Source organism: Propionivibrio sp. (assembly GCF_041441355.1).
Lineage (GTDB): Bacteria > Pseudomonadota > Gammaproteobacteria > Burkholderiales > Rhodocyclaceae > Propionivibrio.
This window is the reverse complement of record NZ_JASDTF010000026.1, coordinates 37895-61782: the sequence shown is the minus strand read 5'-3', so window position 1 is coordinate 61782 and position 23888 is coordinate 37895. Positions and strand designations below refer to the sequence as shown.

General features: G+C 59.3%; 20 protein-coding genes and 1 pseudogene. 2 read left to right on the top strand and 19 right to left on the bottom strand.

Annotated elements, in window-relative coordinates:
• Window positions 1-47: 47 nt before the first annotated feature.
• Window positions 48-353 (bottom strand): annotated as a pseudogene (locus QMB55_RS09865) (IS4 family transposase); the annotation flags it as partial.
• A 137-nt stretch (window positions 354-490) separates the two neighbouring features.
• Here QMB55_RS09865 and QMB55_RS09860 point away from each other — a divergent pair.
• Window positions 491-1660 carry an adenylate kinase gene (locus QMB55_RS09860; RefSeq protein ID WP_497588526.1) on the top strand — a complete coding sequence of 390 codons (1170 nt, stop codon included), beginning with the start codon at window positions 491-493 and terminating at the stop codon, window positions 1658-1660.
• A 183-nt stretch (window positions 1661-1843) separates the two neighbouring features.
• Window positions 1844-4633: a phosphoenolpyruvate carboxylase gene (ppc, locus tag QMB55_RS09855; protein WP_497588525.1), complete on the top strand. Its 2790-nt coding sequence runs from the start codon at window positions 1844-1846 to the stop codon at window positions 4631-4633.
• 48 nt (window positions 4634-4681) lie between these two features.
• Here the strand turns inward: ppc and QMB55_RS09850 are convergent, their stop codons facing one another.
• From QMB55_RS09850 to tsf, 18 genes are all read right to left on the bottom strand, one after another.
• Window positions 4682-6208 (bottom strand): SpoVR family protein, encoded by a 1527-nt coding sequence (locus tag QMB55_RS09850; protein WP_497588524.1) that lies wholly within the window; start codon window positions 6206-6208, stop codon window positions 4682-4684.
• Window positions 6205-7482, bottom strand: coding sequence for a YeaH/YhbH family protein (locus QMB55_RS09845; RefSeq protein ID WP_497588523.1), 1278 nt, complete (start codon window positions 7480-7482; stop codon window positions 6205-6207). The genes QMB55_RS09850 and QMB55_RS09845 overlap by 4 nt, the downstream gene beginning before the upstream one ends.
• A gap of 31 nt (window positions 7483-7513) precedes the next feature.
• The gene (locus QMB55_RS09840; RefSeq protein WP_497588522.1) at window positions 7514-9436 is read right to left on the bottom strand and encodes a PrkA family serine protein kinase; all 1923 of its coding nucleotides are present in this window, start codon (window positions 9434-9436) and stop codon (window positions 7514-7516) included.
• A gap of 273 nt (window positions 9437-9709) precedes the next feature.
• Window positions 9710-10495 carry a TrmH family RNA methyltransferase gene (locus QMB55_RS09835; protein ID WP_497588521.1) on the bottom strand — a complete coding sequence of 262 codons (786 nt, stop codon included), beginning with the start codon at window positions 10493-10495 and terminating at the stop codon, window positions 9710-9712.
• Window positions 10492-11085: a ribonuclease HII gene (gene rnhB / locus QMB55_RS09830; protein ID WP_497588520.1), complete on the bottom strand. Its 594-nt coding sequence runs from the start codon at window positions 11083-11085 to the stop codon at window positions 10492-10494. Before rnhB ends, QMB55_RS09835 begins: the two co-directional genes overlap by 4 nt.
• A complete protein-coding gene (gene lpxB, locus QMB55_RS09825; protein ID WP_497588519.1) occupies window positions 11082-12266 on the bottom strand; it encodes a lipid-A-disaccharide synthase in 1185 nt (394 codons plus the stop codon). The genes rnhB and lpxB overlap by 4 nt, the downstream gene beginning before the upstream one ends.
• Window positions 12263-13033, bottom strand: a complete 771-nt coding sequence (lpxA, locus tag QMB55_RS09820) for an acyl-ACP--UDP-N-acetylglucosamine O-acyltransferase (protein WP_497588518.1) — start codon at window positions 13031-13033, stop codon at window positions 12263-12265. Before lpxA ends, lpxB begins: the two co-directional genes overlap by 4 nt.
• A gap of 27 nt (window positions 13034-13060) precedes the next feature.
• Window positions 13061-13504, bottom strand: a complete 444-nt coding sequence (fabZ, locus tag QMB55_RS09815; RefSeq protein WP_497588517.1) for a 3-hydroxyacyl-ACP dehydratase FabZ — start codon at window positions 13502-13504, stop codon at window positions 13061-13063.
• Window positions 13501-14547, bottom strand: coding sequence for a UDP-3-O-(3-hydroxymyristoyl)glucosamine N-acyltransferase (gene lpxD, locus QMB55_RS09810; RefSeq protein ID WP_497588516.1), 1047 nt, complete (start codon window positions 14545-14547; stop codon window positions 13501-13503). The genes fabZ and lpxD overlap by 4 nt, the downstream gene beginning before the upstream one ends.
• Before the next feature lies 1 nt (window position 14548).
• Window positions 14549-15031, bottom strand: a complete 483-nt coding sequence (locus QMB55_RS09805) for an OmpH/Skp family outer membrane protein (protein ID WP_497588528.1) — start codon at window positions 15029-15031, stop codon at window positions 14549-14551.
• 39 nt (window positions 15032-15070) lie between these two features.
• The gene (bamA, locus tag QMB55_RS09800; RefSeq protein ID WP_497588515.1) at window positions 15071-17410 is read right to left on the bottom strand and encodes an outer membrane protein assembly factor BamA; all 2340 of its coding nucleotides are present in this window, start codon (window positions 17408-17410) and stop codon (window positions 15071-15073) included.
• A gap of 3 nt (window positions 17411-17413) precedes the next feature.
• Entirely contained in the window at window positions 17414-18781 is a 1368-nt protein-coding gene (gene rseP / locus QMB55_RS09795; protein ID WP_497588514.1) for an RIP metalloprotease RseP, read from the bottom strand.
• Window positions 18778-19962: a 1-deoxy-D-xylulose-5-phosphate reductoisomerase gene (gene ispC / locus QMB55_RS09790; RefSeq protein ID WP_497588513.1), complete on the bottom strand. Its 1185-nt coding sequence runs from the start codon at window positions 19960-19962 to the stop codon at window positions 18778-18780. The genes rseP and ispC overlap by 4 nt, the downstream gene beginning before the upstream one ends.
• A gap of 14 nt (window positions 19963-19976) precedes the next feature.
• On the bottom strand, window positions 19977-20819 hold the full coding sequence (locus tag QMB55_RS09785) for a phosphatidate cytidylyltransferase (RefSeq protein WP_497588512.1): 843 nt from the start codon (window positions 20817-20819) through the stop codon (window positions 19977-19979).
• Window positions 20820-20826: 7 nt separating this feature from the next.
• Window positions 20827-21609 carry a polyprenyl diphosphate synthase gene (gene uppS, locus QMB55_RS09780; RefSeq protein ID WP_497588511.1) on the bottom strand — a complete coding sequence of 261 codons (783 nt, stop codon included), beginning with the start codon at window positions 21607-21609 and terminating at the stop codon, window positions 20827-20829.
• Window positions 21610-21630: 21 nt separating this feature from the next.
• A complete protein-coding gene (frr, locus tag QMB55_RS09775) occupies window positions 21631-22191 on the bottom strand; it encodes a ribosome recycling factor (protein ID WP_497588510.1) in 561 nt (186 codons plus the stop codon).
• 11 nt (window positions 22192-22202) lie between these two features.
• Complete coding sequence (gene pyrH / locus QMB55_RS09770; RefSeq protein ID WP_497588509.1) at window positions 22203-22928, bottom strand: UMP kinase; 726 nt, start codon at window positions 22926-22928, stop codon at window positions 22203-22205.
• A gap of 14 nt (window positions 22929-22942) precedes the next feature.
• Window positions 22943-23836, bottom strand: a complete 894-nt coding sequence (gene tsf / locus QMB55_RS09765) for a translation elongation factor Ts (protein WP_497588508.1) — start codon at window positions 23834-23836, stop codon at window positions 22943-22945.
• Window positions 23837-23888: the final 52 nt, after the last annotated feature.

Genomic DNA, 23888 nt, shown 5'->3' with positions numbered 1-23888 from the left:
CACGGCGAACACCTCACTCCCTCACGCTGTTACACCACTTCCCGGGACACCGCCATGGCTCGTTCAACCAGTGCGCGCATGAACAAGGGAAAACCCTGCTTGCGTAACTGGTTGTGAAAGGGTTTATACGCTATTTGGTCAGTATCATGGAGCTGCAACGCATTGAAATGGCGATGCAAACCAGCAATACCATCCACCTTGTCGCAACCAAGCCCTGAGAGCAGAGCCGGGAGTAGTCTCGCAGGCTGGATATCCCGGAGTCGCTGACAAAAACCGGTAAATTTACCGATCCGGTTGAGTTCAGAAGAGCTAAGAAGTTGCTTGAGGTACTGGGTTGCATTGATAATAGTCATGGCTTCGGGCGTGTCGGTTTTTTTTTGCGATTAAATCAGATCACAAACGAAGCCTTTTTTCTATCTATTTCAATTGGTTGTAGCTAAAGATCCTGTACATGTACAATTCCTAAATTGCTAGCCAATCGAGGTCATCGATGCTCAACATCGCCCTGTTCGGTCCCCCGGGCGCAGGCAAGGGGACGCAATCCGAGTTTCTGATCCAGGAATACAACCTTTACCACGTTTCGACCGGCGACCTTCTACGCCGCGAAATCGCCAACAAGACGCGCCTCGGGCTCGAAGCGCAGAGCATCATTGCCGCGGGCGGTCTCGTTTCCGACGAAATCATCGTTCAGATCATCGAGAAGACGATCACCGACAACCCGAACTGCAATGGCTTCCTGTTCGACGGTTTTCCGCGCACCTACATTCAGTCCTACATCCTCGAAGGACTGATGCTCAAGCTCAATACCTCGCTTAACTGTCTGATCAGCCTGGAGTTATCCGAAGAAGAGTCGGTCAAGCGCCTGCTCAACCGTGGCAAAATTTCAGGCCGCAGCGACGACAACGAGACCGTCATCTGCAATCGCCTCAAGGAGTACAAGGAAAAAACGCTGCCAGTGCTGCAGTTTTACAAGGACAAGGGGATCTACCACGAGGTCGACGGCGCGCGCAGCATCGAGGCGGTGACCGACTCGATCCGGGAAATCATCAACGCCGAGTTGCGCAAACAACTGTTCAACGTCGTCCTCTTCGGGTATCCGGGTTCGGGGCGTGGATCGCAAGGCAAGGCGCTTGCCCGGCAATACGGTCTTGAGAACGTCGACACCGGCGCCATGCTCGAACACGAAATCACTCAAAAGACTGAACTCGGCTTGAAAATCGCCGCACAGGTGGAAAAAGGCGAACTCGTACCCGACGAAATCGTCGTTCAACTCATCGAAAAACGCCTGCGCGAATCAAAAACCGCCAAGGGCTTTATTTTCAAGGGTTATCCGCGCACACTGGTGCAGTCGTACATCCTCGACGGGCTGCTGCGCAAGCACGGTTCTTCGGTATCCTGCGTCATTGACATCGAGACGCCGATGCTTGAACTGATCAACCGCCTCGACGAACGCCGCCAGACCGACCGCTGCAAACCGTACGACCGTTCTGCCGCGCAGATCGTCAAACGGCTCAAAGAGCACGAGGTCAAGACCGTTCCCGTCATCGAGAAATACGAGCAACAGCACGGCGTGATCAAGATCGATGGGATGGGCTCGATGGATGAAGTCTATGCCCGGATTTGCTCGGCGATGGACGAAAAAGCGAGGCACATGCGCTAAGTGTCGCGGGGCCGGCGGACACGACGTCGGCCCCGCCCCCGGCCCAATGGCACCCTCTGCACTGCAGAGGGCTGAGCCAAGCGCTTGATTCTCCGTATCCGCGTATTTTTTGCTTTGTATTTCGTGATGCCACCTATAGGATTGTGCAATTCTGACCATCCCCACCTGCATCACGGAGCACGCATGACCCCATCTAGCCTCGACCACGACCTGCCTTTGCGCGACGACATCCGTCTTTTCGGCAGATTGCTGGGCGAAACGGTACGCGACCAGGAAGGTGACGCCACTTTTGCCGTCATCGAACGGATTCGCCAAGCGTCCGTCCATCTCAACCAGGAACCCGCCGCCCAAGCGGGCTCACAGCACGAAGCGCAACGCGAGGCGCTCGACGAACTGCTCAACACGCTGCCGCGCGACACCATGATTTCGGTGGTCCGGGCCTTCAGCTACTTTCTCCACCTGGCCAACATCGCCGAAGACCAGCACCACATCCGTCAGCAGCGGAACACCGCGCTCACCCACGATGCACCCCAAGAAGGCAGCGTCCGCCATGCCCTCGACCGCATCGAAGCGGCCGGCATCGCGCCAGAAAAAGTGCGCGATTTCTTCGCTTCTGCGCTCGTTGCGCCCGTTCTGACAGCACATCCGACTGAAATCTCGCGCAAGTGCATTCTCCAGAGTCACCACGAGATCGCAGCACTGCTGGATCGCCGTGACCGCAACACCCTGACGCCGGACGAATCCGAAGAGAACGAAACCGAACTGCGCAGCGCCGTCCTGCGCCTGTGGCGGACGCGCATGTTGCGCCCCAATCGACTCGCAGTGGTCGACGAAATCCGCAACGGCATCAGTTATTTTGACGACACTTTCCTCCGCGAACTGCCCCGCCTGTACGCGCAGCTGCACGACCACCTCGCCCGACGTTTCCCTGAAACAAAATGGGAGCTGCCGCCTTTCTTCCGGATCGGCAGCTGGATCGGCGGCGACCGCGACGGAAATCCCTTTGTCACGGCTGATATCCTGCGTACCGCCTTGCGCCTCCAGTCGACGGCCGTGCTCGATTTCTACCTCGAAGAAGTCCACACGCTGGGCAGCGAACTCTCGCTCTCGCGCACGCTGCTCAAAGTCACGCCTGAACTGGAAGCAGTGGCCGCAAGCTCGCCGGACAACTCGCCGCACCGGGTCGATGAACCCTTCCGTCGCGCCCTGACCGGCATCTACGCGCGCCTCGCCGCCACGGCCCGCGCGCTTGACCATCACGAAGCGCTTCGGCATGCGGTCGGAGACGCGCACCCCTACAGCAGTGCCGAGCAACTGCGCGCCGACCTCGACATCCTCTCCGATTCCCTGCACCTGCACGGCGCCAAGCTGATCGCGGATGGACGCTTGCGCCGCCTGCGGCGGGCCGTCCAGATTTTCGGCTTCCACCTGGCGCCGCTCGACCTGCGCCAGAACTCGGACGTCCACGCCCGCACGGTTGGCGAACTGCTCGAATGCGCCGGTCGTCTGCCGCAAGGCGGCTACGCAGCGCTCGACGAAGAGGCGCGCATCGCTTTGCTCAGCGAAGAAATCGCCTCGCCACGCCCTCTTTATTCGCCCTTCCTCCCCTATACGGAAGAAAGCCAAGGCGAGCTGGCGATTTTCTTTGCCGTCCGTGAACTCCGCCAGCGCTATGGCGAAGCCGCCCTGCCCAACGCCATCATTTCCAAGACCGACGGCGTTTCCGACCTGCTGGAAGTCGCCCTCCTCCTCAAAGAAGCCGGCTTGCTGCGCTGGCGGGGCGGCACTGCTCGCGCCGAGGCCGACCTCAACATCATCCCGCTTTTCGAAACGATCGCCGACCTGCGCAACAGCGCCGGAGTCATGCAGCGCCTGTTCGAACTGCCGGTCTACCGCGCGCTCGTCGAATCGCGTGGGCAGGAACAGGAAGTGATGCTGGGCTATTCCGACAGCAACAAGGATGGTGGCTTCCTGACATCCGGCTGGGAGCTGTACAAGGCCGAAATCGAGCTAACCCGGGTCTTCGCCGCTGCCGGCGTACGCCTGCGCCTCTTCCACGGACGCGGCGGCTCGGTCGGCCGCGGCGGTGGCAAGAGCTACCACGCCATCCTAGCCCAGCCAGCAGGCGCCGTTTCCGGGCAGATTCGCATCACCGAACAGGGCGAAGTGATTTCTTCGAAATACGCCACGCCGGAAGTCGGCCGCCGCAATCTGGAAATCATCGCCGCCGCCACGCTCGAAGCCACGCTGCTCGACCTGGAGAAGGAAACCGAACCACTGACTGACCGCGCGACGATGGAGCGCCTGTCGGAGCTGGCCTTCCAGGCGTACCGTCATCTGGTTTACGAAACGCCGGGGTTTTCCCGTTATTTCCGTGAGTCGACGCCGATCGCCGAAATCGCGGGACTCAACATCGGCAGCCGCCCCGCAGCGCGCAAGCCGTCCGAACGCATCGAGGATCTGCGCGCGATTCCCTGGGTGTTCAGCTGGGCGCAATGCCGCCTGATGCTGCCGGGCTGGTACGGCTTCGGCTCGGCCGTCCGCGCCTGGCTGCTTGAAAACCCGGCGGGCCTCGAGCAGTTGCGGCGCATGCATGCCACCTGGCCGTTCTTCCGCACCCTGCTCTCGAACATGGACATGGTGATGGCCAAAGCGGACCTGTCCATCGCCGCACGCTATGCCGAGTTGGTGACCGACCCCGAACTGCGCGTCACCGTCTTCGCCCGCATTCGCGACGAGTTCGAATTGACGCGAACGCATCTGCTGGCCATCGCCCAACAGGACGAACTGCTGGCCGACAACCCGCTGCTGCGCCGCTCGATCCGCGACCGCTTCCCCTACATGGACCCGCTCAACCACCTTCAGGTCGAGCTTCTGCGCCGACACCGCGCCGGAGAGAGCGACGAGCGCGTCCAGCGCGGCATCCACATGTCGATCAACGGCGTCGCCGCAGGCTTGCGCAACAGCGGCTGACGCCCACGCGGCGGGCGGTTGGCGTGGGGTTGGCGTGGACGACCACGCCTAATCCACTGCCCGCCGCCGATCGACGTGGATTAGCGAAACCGGGCGTACCAGCCCGCTCTCGTCCTCCTCTTCGAGTTGCACAGGAAAGCCCCATAGCGCTGCGACATGGCGCAGTAGTTCATCGCGATTGTCGGCCAACGGCCGACGCCGATGGAGATAGTGGCGCAAGGTCAACGTCCGATCGCCGTGCACGTTCGCGCTCCAGACCTGGATGTTCGGTTCTCGGTGACCCAGGTCGTACTGCTCCGAAAGCAGGCTGCGAACGGCACGATAACCTGTCTCGTCGTGGATCGCCTCGACCTTCAAGCGGCGCTCGCGGTCGTCGTCGAGCACCGCGAACAGCCTGAATTCGCGCATCAACTGTGGTGAGAGGTATTGCCCGACAAAACTTTCATCCTTGAAGTTGCGCATCGCGAATTCGAAGGTCGTCCGCCAATCGCTGCCGGCGATCTCCGGAAACCAGGCGCGATCCTCCTCGGTCGGGTTCGTACAGACGCGCCGCAGGTCGCGCCACAACGCAAAACCAAGGGCGTAAGGGTTGATCCCATTGTAGTAATTACTGTTGTACGGCGGCTGGTAGACCACGTTGGTGTGCGCTTGCAGGAATTCAAGCATGAAGCCGTCGGAGAGCAAGCCCTCGTCGTAAAGGGCATTGAGCAAGGTGTAGTGCCAGAAGCACGCCCAGCCTTCGTTCATCAATTGCGTCTGGCGCTGTGGATGGAAGTACTGTCCGATCTTGCGCACGATGCGGATGATCTCGCGCTGCCAGGGCTCGAGCAGCGGCGCATTTTTTTCGATGAAGTACAGCAGGTTTTCCTCGGGCTCTTCGGGAAAACGCTTGCGCGCCTTGTGTTCACCCCGCTGCTTTTCCGGCAGGGTGCGCCACAGTTCGTTGACCTGCGATTGCAGGTAGGCCTCGCGTTCCTTCTGCCGGGCCCGTTCGGTGGCCAGCGATAGCCGTGGCGGCCGCTTGTAGCGATCGACGCCGACGTTGAGTAAGGCGTGACAACTGTCGAGCAACTGCTCAACCTCGTCGACACCGTATTTTTCTTCGCAATCAGCGATGAAATTACGGGCAAAGACGAGGTAGTCGACGATCGCGTCGGGCGCCGTCCAGGTCCGGAACAGATAATTGCCCTTGAAGAAGGAGTTGTGTCCGTAAGCGGCATGGGCGATGACCAGCGCCTGCATGGTCATCGTGTTCTCTTCCTGCAGATAGGCGATGCAAGGGTCGGAGTTGATGACGATCTCGTAGGCCAGCCCCATCTGACCACGCTTGTAGGCGCGCTCGGTGGCCAGGAAGTGTTTGCCGAAGGACCAGTGGTGGTAATAGACAGGCATGCCGATCGAGGCATAGGCGTCCATCATCTGTTCGGCAGTGATGATCTCGATGACATGTGGAAAGCAGTCGAGGGCGTACTGACGGGCGACGCGGCCGATTTCCCGGTCGTAGGCCTCGATCAGCGTCGGAGTCCATTCGGACTGCGCCTCAAGGGCGCGACGGCGGCGTTGTTTTGCGCTCATTTCAGCGCCAGCCTTTTCTGGAAGAGTTCGCGAAACACCGGGTAGATGTCCGGTAAATCGCCGATGCGCTGCATCGCCAGGCGACGCGGTTGCACGGCACGGAGCTTGGTGTATTCGTCCCACAGACTTTGCCCCGGTTGGTTGCTGATCTCGATGTAGGCAAAGAACTGGCTGCGGGGAACGATCTCTTGCGCCAGGATTTCCCGGCACAGCGGCGTATCTCCGTCGCTGTCTTCGCCGTCGGATGCCTGTGCGCCGTAAATATTCCAAACGCCCGTCGCGTAACGTTCGTTGATGATCGTGGACATCAGCCTCAACGCCGAAGAGACGACGGTTCCGCCGGTATCCTGGGCACGGAAGAAGCGCTCTTCATCGACTTCTTCGGCCTCGGTGTGGTGACGGATGAAGACCACCTCGATCCGGTCGTAACTGCGCGTCAGGAAAAGGTAAAGAAGCATGAAGAAGCGCTTGGCGATCTGCTTCTTGCGTTCGTCCATCGACGCCGAGACGTCCATCAGGCAGAACATCACCGCCTGCGTCGTCGGCAATGGAATGCGAATCCGATTGTTGTAACGCAGATCAAAATCGTCGATGAACGGCAGGCGCTCAAGCCGACGCCGCAGGCACTCGATCCGCTGGCGCAAGGCCTCGGCTTCAGGCGTAGAGCCATCTCCGGCAGCTGCCAGCGTCTCAAGACGGGCCTCCAGTTCAGCAATTTTCCGACGCAGCGGGCCACCCATCGCGATCCTTCGCCCAGTCGCCCCGCGCAGAGAACGGACGATGTTGATGTTGGTTGGAACGCCGGTGCTCGTGTAGCCGGCGCGAACCTTGCGGAAGTCCTGCACCCGGGCCAATTGGGTTTTCACCAGGTCGGGAAGCTCAAGATCGTCGAAGAAAACGTCGAGGAATTCCTCCCGGGTCAGGGTGAATACGAAGTCATCGCTCCCCTCGCCTTCCGAACTCCCTTTGCTCCCAGCTTGCCCGGCGCCACCAACGGGGCGGTCGCTCTCGTCGCCGGCCCGGAATCGATCATTACCCGGCAGTACGTCCTGCCATACCCCTCCCCGCCGGTAATGGAACTGCGGCTCGGCGATGTCGCGCGCAGGAATGCTGATCTTCTCGCCGTCGTCGATATCGGTGATGGCACGCCGTCCGATCGCCTCGGCCACCGCCTTCCGGATCTGCCCCTTGAAACGGCGCATGAACCGGCTACGGTTGACCGAACTCTTGTTCTTGCTGTCGTGACGCCGGTCGACGATGCGCACGCCGGTCATCTCGCGCCTCCTTCGTGCCTTGGTGTTGCGCCTACGACGATTTACGCACGCGCAGGTACCACTCCGAGAGCAGTCGCACCTGTTTCTCGGTGTAGCCGCGCGCCTTCAGTCGGTCGACGAAATCCTTGTGCTTGCGTTGATCCTCGGCGCTGGCCTTGGCGTTGAACGAAATCACCGGCAGCAATTCCTCGGTGTTGGAGAACATCTTCTTCTCGATCACCAGCCGCAGCTTTTCGTACGCCGTCCAGGCCACGGCCTTGCCGTCGTGTTGAGCACGAGCGCGCAACACGAAGTTCACCACCTCGTTGCGAAAATCCTTGGGATTGCTGATCCCCGCAGGCTTCTCGATTTTCTCGAGTTCGTCATTGAGCGCGGCACGGTCGAGGATTTCACCGGTATTCGGATCACGAAACTCCTGATCCTGGATCCAGAAATCGGCGTAGGTCACGTAGCGCTCGAAAATGTTCTGCCCGTACTCGGAATAGGACTCGAGGTAGGCGGTCTGGATTTCCTTGCCGATGAATTCGGCGTAGCGCGGCATCAGGTATTCCTTGATGAAACCGAGGTAGCGCTCCTCGACCTCGGGCGGGAATTGCTCCTGCTCGATCTGCTGCTCAAGCACGTACATGAGGTGAACCGGATTCGCCGCAACTTCTCGGTGGTCGAAGTTGAAGACGCGCGACAGAATCTTGAAGGCGAAACGCGTGGACAAACCGGTCATTCCCTCGTCGACGCCGGCGTAGTCGCGGTATTCCTGGTAGGACTTGGCCTTGGGGTCGGTATCCTTGAGGTTCTCGCCGTCGTAGATGCGCATCTTCGAATAGATCGATGAATTTTCGGGCGCTTTGAGTCGCGACAGGACCGAAAACTGGGCCATCATCGACAGCGTGTCCGGGGCGCAGGGCGCCTCGGCGAGCGAGGAGTTGGCGATGAGCTTCTGATAAATGCGCAGCTCCTCTGAAACCCGCAGGCAGTAAGGCACTTTGACGATGAAGATCCGGTCGAGAAAGGCTTCGTTGTTGCGGTTGTTCTTGAAGGCCAGCCATTCGGCCTCGTTGGAGTGCGCCAAAATCAGCCCGTCGAAGGGGATCGCCCCGAAGCCCTCGGTACCCTTGTAGTTCCCCTCCTGCGTCGCCGTCAGCAAAGGGTGCAGCACCTTGATCGGCGCCTTGAACATCTCGACGAACTCGAGCAGGCCGCGGTTGGCGAGACACAGCCCGCCAGAATAGCTGTAGGCATCCGGGTCGTTCTGCGAGTACTCCTCGAGTTTGCGAATGTCGATCTTGCCAACCAGAGAAGAGATGTCCTGGTTGTTTTCGTCGCCCGGCTCGGTCTTGGCCACGGCGATCTGGCGCAGAACCGAAGGATGGAGCTTGACCACCCGGAAGTGCGAGACGTCACCTCGGAATTCATGCAGGCGCTTGACTGCCCAAGGCGACATGACACCCGTCAGGTAGCGGCGCGGAATGCCGTATTCGCCTTCGAGCAGCGCCCCATCTTCCTCGGCGCTGAAAAGTCCAAGGGGCGATTCATGGATCGGCGAACCTTTGATCGCATAAAACGGTACTTTCTCGACCAAGGCCTTGAGTTTCTCGGCAAGCGAGGATTTCCCGCCACCAACGGGGCCGAGCAGGTAGAGAATCTGCTTTTTCTCCTCAAGCCCCTGTGCGGCATGGCGGATGTAGGCGACGACGTGCTCGATGACGTCTTCCATGCCGAAAAAATCGCGGAAAGCCGGATAGACCTTGATGATTTTGTTGGCAAAGAGACGCGACTGGCGGGGAGTCAGGCGGGTATCGATCAGTTCAGGCTCGCCGATCGCCGTCAGCATGCGCTCGGCGACCGAAGCGTAGGCCCCGGGATCGCGTTTGCACAGCTCAAGGTACTCCGCAATCGACATCTCTTCTTCGAGCGCCGATTCATAGCGACTTTGGTAGCGGGCTAAGATGCTCATCGCGTGGCCTCCTGTACCGAGTCATTCCAATCCCAGTCAATCCCATCTCAAGCCGATCATCTCGTCGGCGGCGCTCCGCAGTGGGCTTTTCTTCGCGCTCACCGCTCGCACGGAGTTTGAATCTTGCCGGCGAGGAAGGTTTCTGAGGGCTACACCCTCCCCTTCACTGTAGAACCTGATTCACGTCTGGCAATGCAGTGATGGCGAGCGGTGGCACCGACACGTTGGCCGGTAAGGAATAAGTCGAATGGAAAAGAGGCCGCCGAACGCGGCTCAGGTACGCGGGAGCCGTTGACGAACGGCTTCAAACAGGCAGATCGCTGCGGCAGCAGCGACGTTGAGCGACTCGGTCGCTCCCGGCATGGGGATCAGCACCTGCATGGGCACACAGGCGAGCAGTTCAGGCCGTACCCCCTGCCCTTCGTTGCCGAAGACCCAGGCCGTCGGCGTCCGCAAGTCGAGGTCGTACAGTGAGCGTGTCGCGTCGAGGGCGGTCAACACGGACTGGCCGCGGAAACGGGCAAGGAAGGCGCCAAGGTCGACGCCTTCATGCAAGTCGATCTGAAAATGGGCGCCCATTGCCGCACGCAGCACCTTGGGCGACCAGGCCTGGACGCAGTCGGCCGAAAGCACGGCCTGAGTGCAGCCGGCCGCTGCCGCGCTACGCAGGATCGATCCCAGATTGCCGGGATCCTGCACGCCGTCGAGGACGATCGTGTCGGCGCATTCCGAAAGCGCTTGGCGTGGTGTCGGACGCGCGACGACGGCGAGGATGCCGCTTGGCGTCTCGACTTCGCTCAGTGTTGCGAAGAGTGCGTCTTCCAGAACGATGACTCTCGTCTGCGGAAAACTCGCTAACCAAGCAGCAATCTCGGCACGCAAGGCTCCCGAAGTGCTGACGACGATTTGGTCAGGCACGCCGTAGGCCGTCTGGTAGGTCTCGACGAGGTGCATCCCATCGAGCACGATGCGGCCGGCCTTGCGCCGCTCGCGACCGCTCTCGGTCAACTTCTTGAGCGCCTTGTAGTCGGCGTTATCGCGAGAACTGACAAGCTTCATGGTCTGCGAACGAGTTCAGCCACCGGGCGGAAACTGCGGCGGTGCACCGGGCTGATGCCGTGTTCGCGCAACGCGGTCAAGTGCAGCGCGGTCGGATAGCCCATGTGCCGGTCGAAAGCGTACTGCGGGTAGCGCGCGTGAAGCTCAAGCATGCCTGCGTCCCGGACCGTCTTGGCCAGAATCGAGGCCGCGGCAATGGCCGTGAACTGGGCATCACCGCCAATGACCGCGCGCGCGGGGCAAGGCAATCCATCGGGGCAACGATTGCCGTCGATCAACGCATATTCAGGCGCAGTCCCCAGTTGTTCGACGGCGCGACGCATGGCCAGCAAACTGGCCTGGAGAATGTTCAGTCGGTCGATTTCTTCGACGCTGGCTTCGGCAACAGCCCAGGCCAGGGCGTTGGCCCGGATTTCGTCGGCCAAGCGCTCACGCTTCTTGGCCGACAATTTCTTCGAATCATTGAGTCCGACAATGGGGCGCAGCGGGTCGAGAATCACGGCTGCGGCCACCACCGGCCCGGCCAGCGGCCCGCGACCGGCCTCATCGACGCCGCAGGCTAAGCCCTCGGCCACCAGAAGCACGCTCATCGCGTCGCCTGCGCTTCGGCCAGACGGGCAGCCGGCAACATGCACAGGATCGCATTGGCAGCACGTTCCGCCGTGTTCTGCTTGAGCTGCAGATGGATGTCGTGAAAAACCTCGGCGATCCGGGCGCAGGTTTCTTTGTCGGTGTAGAAATTGAGCAGCGCCTGGGCAAGATTTTCCGGTGTGGCGTCATGCTGGATGAACTCGGGAACGACGAATTTCCCAGCCAGGATGTTCGGCAAGCCGACGTACGGCAGATAACCCATTCCCTTCATCAGGCGATACGAAGTCGGCGACATCTTGTAGGCGATCGCCATCGGCCGCTTGAGCAAGGCCGCCTCGAGCGTGGCCGTACCGCTCGCAACGAGAACGGCGTCCGCCGCCATCATGGCTTCATGCGCATGCCCGAATAACATCCGGATGGGCAAGGTTCTCGCATCGGCACGATAGATGGCCGCTTCGAACAGAAGGCGGGTTTCGCGCGTCGCCAGCGGGACGAGGAACAGCGCCTGCGGCAGACGTGCGTGGATTTCGCGCGCCGTGGCAATAAAGGTTTCCGCCATGTAAGCGACTTCGGATTGCCGACTACCGGGCAGCAAGGCGAACACAGGCTGTGCTTCAGTCAATTCGAGCAGCTCCCGCGCCGGGCGCCGCCCATCTTCGACCGGCAGCATGTCGGCCAGCGGATGGCCAACATAGGTCACCGGAATGCCCTCTTTCTCGTAGAGGGCCGGTTCGAACGGAAACAACGCCAGGACTCGATTGACCGCCGCGCCGATCTTGTGGATGCGTTTTCCGCGCCACGCCCAGATCGAGGGACTCACGTAATGAATGGCCGGCACGCCACGCTGCTTGAGCGCTTTTTCAACCGCCAGGTTGAAGTCCGGGGCATCGACGCCGATGAAGACGTCCGGCGGATCGGCCAACAGACGCTTTTTCAGGCTGTTGCGAATGCCCGAGATTTCCCGATAGTGTTTGAGCACCTCGACATAACCGCGCACCGCCAGTTTTTCGAGGGGATACCAGGCATCGAACCCCTGCCCCTGCATTTTTGGGCCGCCAATGCCGTAAAAAAGAGCATTGGGCAGACGCGCCTTGAGGGCCTTGATCAGATGACTCGCCAACAGGTCGCCGGACGCTTCGCCGGCAACCATGGCGATGCGCACGACACCGCCGGAAGTCATCGGATGATGCCGCGCCGCGAAACCGCGAGGAAATCGAGGATCGGTTGAATCTCGGGATGCGACTTGGCTTCTTCTTCGAGCTTGCCGCGTGCTTCGTCGAGCATCAGCCCGGACTTGTACAGGGTCCGGTAGGCGCGCTTGAGCGCCATCAGGGCGTCGGGCGTAAAACCACGGCGCTTGAGGCCTTCAGCATTGATGCCGAAGGGCGTCGCCGTATTGCCGGCGGCCATCACGTAAGGCGGGACGTCCTGCAAAACGACCGTACCGACGGCTGTCATGGTGTGCGAACCAATGCGGCAGAACTGGTGTACGCCGGTATAACCACCGAGAATGGCCCAATCGTCCACATGCACGTGCCCCGCCAATTGTGCGTTGTTGGCAAAAGTCGTGCGGTTTCCGACCTGGCAATCATGGGCGATATGCACGTAGGCCATGATCCAGTTGTCGTCGCCGAGACGGGTCACGCCCACGTCCTGGGCGGTGCCAAGGTTGAAGGTGCAAAACTCGCGCACGGTGTTGCGGTCGCCGATTTCCAGACGCGTCGGTTCGCCTGCGTACTTCTTGTCCTGAGGGACTTCGCCCAGTGAGCAGAATTGGAAAATGCGGTTGTCACGGCCGATGCGCGTGTGCCCGGAAATCACGACATGCGGACCGACCCAAGTGTTGTCGCCGATCTCGACGTTTTCGCCGATGATCGAATAGGGACCAACCGATACGTTAGCGCCAAGCTTCGCGCCCGGGTGAATGATGGCGGTGGGATGGATCATGGTTCGCTCGGAAAATGGAGAGTCGGCTTAGACGTCGCGCTTGGCGCACATCAGCTCGGCTTCGGCGACCACTTCGCCGTCGACCCGAGCCTCGGCCTTGTATTTCCAGATGCCACGCATCTGGCGCAGAATTTCAACGTGCAGGTGCAATTGATCACCAGCGGTGACCGGCTTTTTGAAGCGGGCGTTGTCGATGCCCACGAAATAAAAGACTGAATGCTCGTCCGGCTTCACGCCCATGGTCTTGAACGACAGGATGCCGGCGGCCTGAGCCAGCGCTTCCATGATTAGCACCCCGGGCATGACCGGGTGATGCGGGAAGTGACCGACGAAAAACGGCTCGTTGATGGTGACGTTCTTGTAGGCATGAATCGACTTGCCCGGTTCGAAATCAACAACTCGATCAACGAGAAGGAAGGGATAGCGGTGCGGAAGATGCTGCAGAATTTCGTGAATATCGAGTTGATTCAAGTTCTTTTCTCCATTTGTTCGAGCTTTTTCTCAAGCTCGGAAATCCGCTCTGCCATCCGCGCCAGACGCTTGATCTGCGCCGCGTTATGCAACCACTCGTCGTGAGTTTCGAGCGGATAAATGCTGGTGTACTGACCGGGCTGGCGCAGGTTTTTGGTGACCATCGTTCCGGCGGAAACGTGAACGTCATCGCCGATCTCCAGATGGCCGACGATCATTCCCGCGCCACCGACCGTACACCGACGACCGATGCGTGTGCTACCGGCGATCCCGACGCACCCTGCCAGCGCCGAATGGTCGCCGATGACGACGTTATGAGCGATCTGGATCTGGTTATCGATTTTCACCCCGTTGCCGATCACGGTATCGTCGAGAGCGCCACGGTCGATCGAAGTATTGGCGCCGATTTCGACGTCATCGCCGATGAGCACTCGACCGATCTGCGGAATCTTGATCCAGGCCTCGCCCTCCTTGGCAAAGCCGAACCCGTCGCCACCGATCACAGCACCAGCCTGAACGACCGCGCGCTTTCCGATCTGACAGTCTCGATAGACCACGACGTTTGGATAAAGCACAGAACCGTCGCCGATACTCGCCCCATCGCCGATGTAGCAGCCGGGATAGAGGACGACATCCTCACCGATGCAGACCCCGCGACCAATCACCACATTTTCGCCCACACTGGCCGATCCGGGTACACGCGAAGCGACCTGTGCCGACGCATGAATGCCCTTCGGTCTTTGCTCGGAGGGATTGAGCAAGGCCGCCAAGCGCGCGTAATAGGCATAGGGATTGGGGTGGACGATACGCGGCAATGTCGTCTCAGTTGCCATCTTGGGGGAGAGAATGACGACTGAGGCGCGGGTGGCTGCCAACTGCTGCCGATACTTCGGATTAGCGAGGAAGGCCACCTGCCCGGCCTGAGCCGAAGCCAAAGTGGCCACCTGAGTGACGACCAGAGAGCCGTCGTCGCCCTCGAGCACGCCTCCGAGGCGCCCGACGATCTCGTCCAGGCGAAAGCCGGTTCGCACGGAGTTGCGCAAATTATTTACCGTCGGACAAGGCCTTGATGATCTTGTCCGTGACGTCGAGACGAGGGCTGACCCAAACCACATCCTGAACGATCAGGTCGAATTTTTCGTTTTCCGCCAGCTGCTTGATCGCCTTGTTCGCTTTCTCGATGATGGCAGCGTTTTCTTCGTTCTGGCGCAGATTTAGATCCTCTCGGAATTCGCGCTGACGACGTTGGAATTCACGCGACAGGTCGTTGAGCTCCTTTTCCTTACCGCGCCGCTCGGACTCTGACATGGTGACGGAATTTTTTTCCAGCGTTTCCTGCAAACCTTGCAGTTGCTTAGCCATGCGCTGCAAATCTTGGTCACGCTTAGAGAACTCTGCCTCGATGCGCTTTTGCGCCTTCACCGCCGTCGGTGCATCGCGAAAAATGCGTTGCGTATTAACGTATCCGACCTTCAGTTCGGCTGCCGACGCCTGGGTCGCAGGCAAAACAACGGACAACGCGACCATCAACGTGGCAAGTTTCGTTTTCAAGCTCTCTCTCCTGACTTAAAAGGTCTGTCCCATCTGGAACTGGAAGCGCTGTATCTTATCATCTTTCTCATCGTTCAGCGGGATGCCCAAGCTGAACTTGAGGGGGCCGAGCGGCGAGGTCCAAGCGGCCGCAAGCCCGACCGACATGCGGATTGGGCCTTGATCGCAGATCACGCCCGGAACGCAATTCTTGGCAATGTCTGCCTTGTCAGCCCAGACTTGACCGGCATCGAAGAAGGGACCAAAACGCACAGACTTTTCCAGCCCTGGCATCGGCATCATCAATTCCGCGTTGAAGACGAAACGCCGGGTGCCGCCTAAGCGCATTTCATCATTCGAGCCCGCTACGATTTCGTATGGCCCTAGGCTTGCCGCCTCGTAGCCCCGCACCGAAGAACCACCCCCGGCATAAAAATTCTTGTAGAAAGGCATTTCTTTGCCTGACAAGCCCTTGGCATAACCTACTTCACCATTGAGCATCAGGGTCAGATTTTTTGCAATCGCAAAAAACCTCTGGTGCTGATACGTCGCCTTGTAATATTTCAGATCACCGAGCGGACTAATTTCAAACGCCAGTTTTTGGAATGCTCCTTTGGTCGGAGTGATTGCACTGTCCTTGCCATCGCTGATCCAGGATGCCGTGAGTGGCACGGTGGCATTCGCGCAACTTTCCTTGCCATTGCAATGTGTTTCGTTGAAACGTTTGTATTGCAGAGGCGTATACGGAGATTGCATATCCACCGTCACATCCGTGTAATCGACCGCGGCGCCAAAATTGAGTGACTCTTTTTCCCCAATAGGAATGCCAAAACGCACTCCCCCACCGGTTGATTCTGTTGCATATGAATAACCGAGCTTGAGCTTATCTGGCTCCGAGCGCTTATGGTACAAATCGAAGCCTTGGCTGATGCCATCGACCGTAAAGTAAGGATTGGTATAACCGACTGAAAACACTCGGTTGATTTTTCCTGTACTAACTTGGAGAGATGCGAACTTGCCGCTTCCGAAAATATTGGCCTGCGAGATGGACGCACTGAGCATCACGTTTTCTACTTGCGAGTAACCGACACCAAGCGAAACGTTACCTGTCGATTTCTCGGTAACGTTGAAATTCACGTCAACCTGATCGGTCGTCCCCGGAACAGGAGGCGTCTCAACCGTCACTTCACTGAAGTAATCGGTCTTGTCGATGCGCTGCTTGGAGAGCTTCACCCTCTCATCGTCGTACCAACCGCCTTCCATCTGGCGGATTTCCTGGCGGATCACCTCGTCCCGCGTTTTAGTGTTGCCGGTGACATTGATTCGCCGCACATAGGCACGCTTACCGGGATCAACAAACAGGGTAAAGGCGACTTGGCGCTTCTCCTTATCGATTTCCGGCGCCGCGTTTACGTTGGCAAAGGCATAACCTTTCGCCGACAACTTGTCGCTGATTGACTTCGTACTTTCGTTAAGCTTTTCGCGCGAAAAAACATCGCCCGCCTTGATCTGCATCGACTTCCGGAATTCTTCTTCGGAGAGAATGAGATCACCGGCAAGTTTGACCGAAGAAACGACGTAGCGCTCCCCTTCGGAGACGCCAACGGTAATGTAGATGTCCTTTTTGTCGGGACTGATCGAGACCTGGGTCGAATCGATGTTGAATTCGAGATAGCCGCGATTGAGGTAGTAGGTGCGCAACGCTTCAAGGTCGGCCGCCAGTTTCTGCTTCGAATACTGGTCGTTCTTGGTATACCAACTCAGCCAGTTCGTCGTACTGAGCTGGAACTGATCTTGCAGATCCTTATCCTTGAAAGCTTGCGCGCCGACGATGTTGATTTTCTTGATGCGCGCTGCTGCGCCTTCATCGATCGTAAAGTTGATCGCCACCCGGTTCCGTTCAAGCGGCGTCACGGTCGTCGTCACATTGACGCCGTACAGGCCACGGGTCAGGTATTGGCGCTTGAGTTCCTGTTCTGCGCGATCCAGCATGGCGCGGTCAAAGGACCTTGAAACCGCAAAACCGGCATCTTTCAAACCCTTGAGAATCTGTTCCTTGTCGAACTCTTTGAGGCCGACAAAATCAATTTGCGCAATCGCCGGACGCTCTTCAAGAACGACCACCACGATTCCGCCATCGATCTCGATGCGGACGTCCTTGAAAAAACCGGTCGCAAAGAGTGTCTTGATGGCTTGCGCGGCTTTTTCGTCGTTCATCGTTTCGCCAACCTTGATCGGCAAATAGCTGAACACCGTCCCGGCTTCGGTCCGCTGGATTCCGTCCACACGGATATCCTTGACGACGAACGGCTCAAACGCCGAGGCACCGGCTGCAAACACGGACGCCAACAACCCCGCAATCAGGTTTTTCTTCATAAATCAGCCGGATAACAATCGAGTGATGTCGTTGTAAAAGGCACAAGCCATGAGCAAAAGCAGTAAAGCCATGCCGATCCTTTGGCTGACTTCGAGACTGCGCTCGGATAACGGGCCGCCCTTGATGATTTCGGCGACATAATACAGCAAATGCCCGCCGTCCAGAATCGGCACGGGGAGGAGGTTCAGCACTCCGAGGCTGACGCTGACCAGGGCCATGAACTTGAGGTAATAGTCGACACCGAGCCGTGCCGACTGGCCGGCATAGTCGGCGATCGAGACGGGACCACTGATGTTCTTCCAAGAGACTTCGCCAAGCAGCATGCGCCCGATCATTTCGACGCTAAATACCGTTTTGTCCCACGTTTCCTGAACGGCTCGCAACAAGGATTCAAAAACGCCGTAATGGACATTCACCATCAGTTGACGCCGAATCTCCGCTCCATCCCGCACACCGGCACCAATCCGCCCGATCTGCACACCGTTTTCATCGCGTACCGCCGGCGTCAGGGTTAAATGCTGCAACGCCCCGTCGCGAATCACAGAAAAAACGAGCTGTTGCCCGGGCGCCGCGCGGACCCGCTGCACGACCTCCTGCCAGGCGTCGATCTCGACCGCACCGATGGCAACAATCCGGTCTCCGGTGCGCAATCCCGCCGCCTCAGCCGCACTCCCGGCAGCGATGCTGCCGATGATTGGCAGCACCTGCGGCCGATAAAGTGTCAGGCCCAGCTTCTCGATCGCATCACCTTCCCAGCCCTGACTTCTCGCCCGGGCCAGATCGAGTCGGCGGAAAGCAATTTCGTGCTGCGGATTGATGACCTCCAACTCTACAAAATCGCGATCGACTGCGTGCTTGATCAGCGCCCAGCGCAGATCCTGCCAAGTCAGGATTTCGACCCCATCGACCTTTGCGACGCGCTCACCATCCATCAAGCCGGCGAAAGCCGCCGGGGACTCGACAACCGGCCGACCAAGCAAAGGACGCAGTTCCTCGCTGCCATGGTAAAAAATCCCCCAGTACAGCGCCACGGCAAAGAGAAAATTGGCCAAAGGTCCGGCCACGACGATCGCCATCCGTTTCCACACCGATTGTCGGTTGAAGCTGCGCGGCAGCTCTTCGGGCGCAACCTCCCCCTCGCGTTCGTCAAGCATTTTGACGTATCCGCCCAAGGGGAAGGCAGCAAGCACCCATTCCGTCCGGTCACGACCGCAGCGCATGGTCAACAGAGGCCGACCGAACCCAACCGAGAAACGGAGCACCTTGACCCCGCACCCTCGGGCCACGAGAAAATGTCCTAGCTCATGCACAACGATCAACACGCCCAGCAAGACGGCAAACGCCAGAGCGTAAAAGAGAAAACCGTTCATTTGTGCAATTGCCGGGCGATGACTTCCCTGGCCGTAGCGCGACCCTCTGCATCGGCCTGCAGGACATCGGCCAGGGACTCGAGCCGGATTTGCGGAACCGTCGCCAGCACCTCGGCATTCACCTCAGCGATCCGGGTAAAGGCCAGCATACCGTCGAGAAAGGATTGAACCGCCACCTCATTGGCTGCGTTCAGCACCGCCGGGGAACTACCGCCGGAGCGCAAAGCCTGATACGCCAAGTCAAGACACGGGAAGCGGCGGAAGTCAGGGCGCTCAAAGTGGAATGAAGCCAACGCAAACAGATCCAGAGGTGCCACACCGGATTCGATGCGCTCCGGGAATGCCAGTGCATGCGCAATCGGGGTGCGCATGTCGGGGTTACCAAGCTCGGCGATGACCGATCCATCAACATACTGAACCAGGGAGTGGATGCAGCTTTCCGGATGGATGACGACCTGGATGCGTTCGGGCGGCGCATTGAAGAGCCAGTGTGCTTCAATGACCTCCAAACCTTTGTTCATCATGGTCGCCGAATCGACCGAGATCTTGCGCCCCATCACCCAATTGGGGTGGGCGCAAGCCTGATCGGGGGTAACAGCCTGCAAGGTTTGCAGGTTCGCGGCACGGAAAGGTCCGCCGGATGCCGTCAGCAGCAGCGCGGTGACGCCAGAACCAGACAAGTCACCTGAGAAACCATTCGGAAGCGATTGAAAAATAGCATTATGTTCACTATCAATCGGAAACAGTGACGCCTTGTTCTCACGCACCGTCTGCATGAAAATCGGCCCTGCCATCACCAGCGCTTCCTTGTTGGCCAAGAGTATCCGTTTGCCGGCTCGGGCCGCCGCCAGGGTCGGCGCCAGCCCGGCCGCACCAACAATGGCCGCCATGACGGTATCCACCTCGGACAGCGCCGCCATCTGCGCCAACGAATCAGGGCCGTGCTCGACCTGAGTCGAGCACCCAGCCGCCCTCAAGCGCTGCCGCAACGTTTCTGCGCGCCCAGGATCGGCCAGAACGGCATACCTCGGCGAAAACTCGATGCACTGATCGAAGAGTCGGTCAACCTGATGGTGAGCACATAGCGCCTCGACCCGGTAGCGATCACGATGCCTGCGCACTACATCGAGCGTGCTGATGCCAATCGACCCAGTCGAGCCCAGAATGGTAAGCGTCTTCATGACTGATAAGGGAATCAGGAGGCGGTCAGCAGCCAAGCCATGGCCACAAGCGGCAGGGTCGAGGTCAAGCTGTCGATGCGGTCAAGCACGCCACCGTGACCGGGCAGCAGCGCGCTGCTGTCCTTCAGCCCAGCCTGGCGCTTGAGCAGAGATTCGAAGAGATCGCCGATCACGCTTAAGGCAGCAAAAATAAGCAACGCCCCCGCGAGCAGCGGCCATTCACGCAGAACCGCGTACCCAAACCCCAGCTGAAGAGCGCAAAACCCGTATAAGACGACAAAGCACGCCCCACCAATCGCCCCTTCCCAGGTTTTCCCCGGACTGATGCTAGGCGCCAGTTTGCGTCTGCCAAAAGCACGACCACAAAAATAGGCCCCTGTGTCCGCCACCCACACCACGGCCATGATGGCGAGCAAAACCCATGGACCGAGGTGACGTAATTGGATCAGTGCCAACCAGGTTGGCAAAATCACCAGCAAACCGACGAGCGACCCACGCCATTGCGCCGGCAGCATCCATCGCCCGCGCAACCAGCAAGGCACAACAATGAGCCAAAAACCAGCGGCCGGCACATAGAACCAGCGCCCCACGGTCCAAGCACGCTCTAGGTTCAGTGGCTCGCCCAAGCCCAAGGCTTCTGGACTCACCACGACGACAGTCGCGGCAAAGGCAGCGACTGCCAGCGCAAATCCGAGGCGTAAGCTTGATGAATAACGTTGGAAACTCCCCCACTCCCATGCACCAAGACTGGCCACAAGCGTTGCGACCAGTACCCAAACCAGGTGAGGAAAGGCAAACAAGGCGGAGACAAAAAAAACAAACAGCAGCAGCGCGGTCAGAATCCGCGTTTTCAGCATTGTCGTGTCAATCCGGAGAGGCCGATGCCGAAGCTTGCCGTTCGACCAATTGTTCGCTGGTCCGTCCAAAGCGGCGTTCACGCTTGCGATAGGAGCGGAGCGCCAACTCGAAGGCAGCACTGTCGAACTCCGGCCAAAGGGTTTCGGTAAAGTAGAATTCGGCGTAAGCCAACTGCCAGAGCAGGAAATTACTGATCCGCTCTTCCCCGCCGGTCCGAATGAACAAATCCGGCTCAGGCGCATAACTCATTGAGAGCAACGGAGTCAGGTCGCCTTCTTGCCAACGTCCGGCACTCTCTGGAGATGTCAGCGCAAGTTTATTGACCGCCTGCATGATGTCCCAACGGCCGCCGTAATTGGCCGCAATGGTCAAGGTCAGGCGGTCATTCGCGGAGGTCGCACGCTCGCCTTCCGCGATCAGTGCCTGCAAAGCGGGATCGAAACGCGAAAGATCGCCGACAACACGCAGACGAACGCCATTTCGATTCAGCGCTGCAACTTCCTGTTCCAACGCCTTGACGAAGAGTTGCATCAGCAGCGTGACTTCTTCCTGCGGGCGCCGCCAGTTTTCGGAGCTGAAGGCAAACAGGGTCAGGTAGGCGATGCCGTGCTCAAGGCAAAAACGCACGCTTTCGCGCACCGTTTCGACGCCGCGCCGGTGGCCAGCAAAACGGGGCAGGAAACGCTGCTTCGCCCAGCGCCCGTTGCCATCCATGATGATGGCAACGTGGTGCGGCACGTCCGGCACTTCGGGGACGCGTTCGGTCGAACTGAAAAACAAGGTCGACATGTTAAAAACAGCCGGACAGCCTCAGATGGCCATCAGCTCGGTTTCTTTCTGGGCGTACATCTTGTCGACTTCGGCGATGTACTTGTCGGTCAACTTCTGCACTTCATCCTGCGCGCGGCGCTCTTCGTCTTCTGAGCACTCTTTCTTTTTGACGAGATCCTTGAGAGCAGCATTGCCGTCACGGCGGAGGTTGCGAATCGCCACGCGGGCATTTTCGCACTCGTGCTTGACGACCTTGGTCAAGTCACGGCGACGCTCTTCGGTAAGAGCCGGCATCGGCACCCGAATGAGCTCGCCCTGGGTAGCCGGATTGAGGCCGAGGTCGGAGTCACGGATGGCCTTTTCGACCTTGGCGACCATGTTCTTTTCCCACGGCTGAACGCCCAAGGTGCGCGGATCGACCAAGGTAATGTTGGCCACCGTATTCACCGGCACCATCGACCCGTAGTAATCCACCTGCACGTGGTCCAGCAACCCGATGTGCGCACGCCCGGTACGCACTTTGGTCAGATCGGCCTTAAGCGACTCGATCGACTTCTGCATTTTGTGTTCAGCGGTTTTCTTGATATCGGCGATCGTCATTTTTTCTCCCCTCAGCAATAGACCAGAGTTCCCTCCTTCTCGCCGAGGATAACGCGTTTCAGCGCGCCCGGCTTGAAGATCGAGAAAACGTTGATCGGCAGCTTGCGATCCCGGCACAGGGCAAACGCGGTTGCGTCCATCACGGCGAGGTTCTTGCTCATTACTTCGTTGAAGCTGATCTGGTCGTAGCGGGTGGCCGTCGGGTCCTTTTTCGGATCTGCCGTATAGATTCCGTCGACTTTGGTGGCCTTAAGCACGATTTCTGCCCCGATTTCAGCGCCGCGCAAGGCAGCGGCCGTATCGGTGGTGAAGAACGGGTTGCCGGTGCCGCCCGCGAAGATGACCGTCCGTCCCTGTTCGAGGTAACGGATGGCTCGCCCGCGGATGTAGGGCTCGACCACCTGCTCGATGATCAGCGCCGACTGCACGCGCGCCACCATCCCGGCGACACGCATGGCGTCCTGAAGCGCCAGGCCGTTCATCACGGTCGCAAGCATCCCCATGTAGTCCGCCTGGGCGCGGTCCATGCCGTTCGCGGCCGGTGCCACGCCACGGAAAATATTGCCGCCACCGATCACCACACCGACCTGCACCCCGAGATCAACGACGCTCTTCACCTCCCCGACGATCTCGGAGATGGTTTGCCGGTTGATGCCATAGGCATCAGACCCCATAAGGGCCTCACCCGACAGCTTGAGGAGAACACGGTTGAATTTCGGGGTTGCAGCATCGGTCATGGGTTTTCTCCGGCTTATTTCTGGGCAGCAGCGGCTTGGGCAGCGACTTCGGCGGCGAAGTCGGTCACCTTCTTCTCGATGCCTTCACCGACGAGGTAAAGCACGAACGAAGCCACCGAAGCGCCCTTGGCCTTCAGCAGTTGCTCGATCGTCTGCTTGCCGTCCTCGGCCTTGACGAAAACCTGGCCAAGCAGGGTCACGTCCTTGAGGAACTTTTGCACCGTACCTTCGGCGATCTTCTCCAGCATCGCTTCGGGCTTGCCGGCTTCCTTCGCCTTCTCGATGGCGATACGACGCTCGCTTTCGATGGCTTCGGCCGAGACGCCACTGGCATCGAGCGATTTGGGCTTCGAGGCCGCGATGTGCATGGCAATGTCTTTGCCCAGCTGCTCGTCGCCGCCGACGAGGTCAAGCAGCACGCCGATCTTGGCGCCGCCGTGGATGTACGAGGTCAGCTTGCCCTGCGCTTCAACGCGAACAAAGCGGCGCATCGACATGTTCTCGCCGATTTTGCCCACGAGAGCAGCACGCGTCGTTTCAACGGTGCCGTCACCGAGCGGAAGCGCCGAGAGCGCAGCCACGTCGGCCGGATTCTGACTGGCAACAAGCTCGGCACAATCCTTGGCCAGCTTGAGGAAATCGTCGTTCTTGGCCACGAAGTCGGTTTCGCAGTTTACTTCGATGATCGAACCGAGCTTGCCGTCGGCCGAGATGCTGACGCTGACGATACCTTCGGCCGTCACGCGGCTGGCGGCTTTGGTGGCCTTCGAGCCCAGCTTGACGCGCAGGATTTCCTCGGCCTTGGCCATGTCGCCGCCGGCCTCGGAGAGCGCCTTCTTGCACTCCATCATCGGCGCGTCGGTTTTTTCACGCAATTCCTTGACCATTGCTGCGGTGATTTCCGCCATTTCATTCTCTCCACTTGCGGATACGGCCGGGAATACCGGCCGCTCCTGGTTC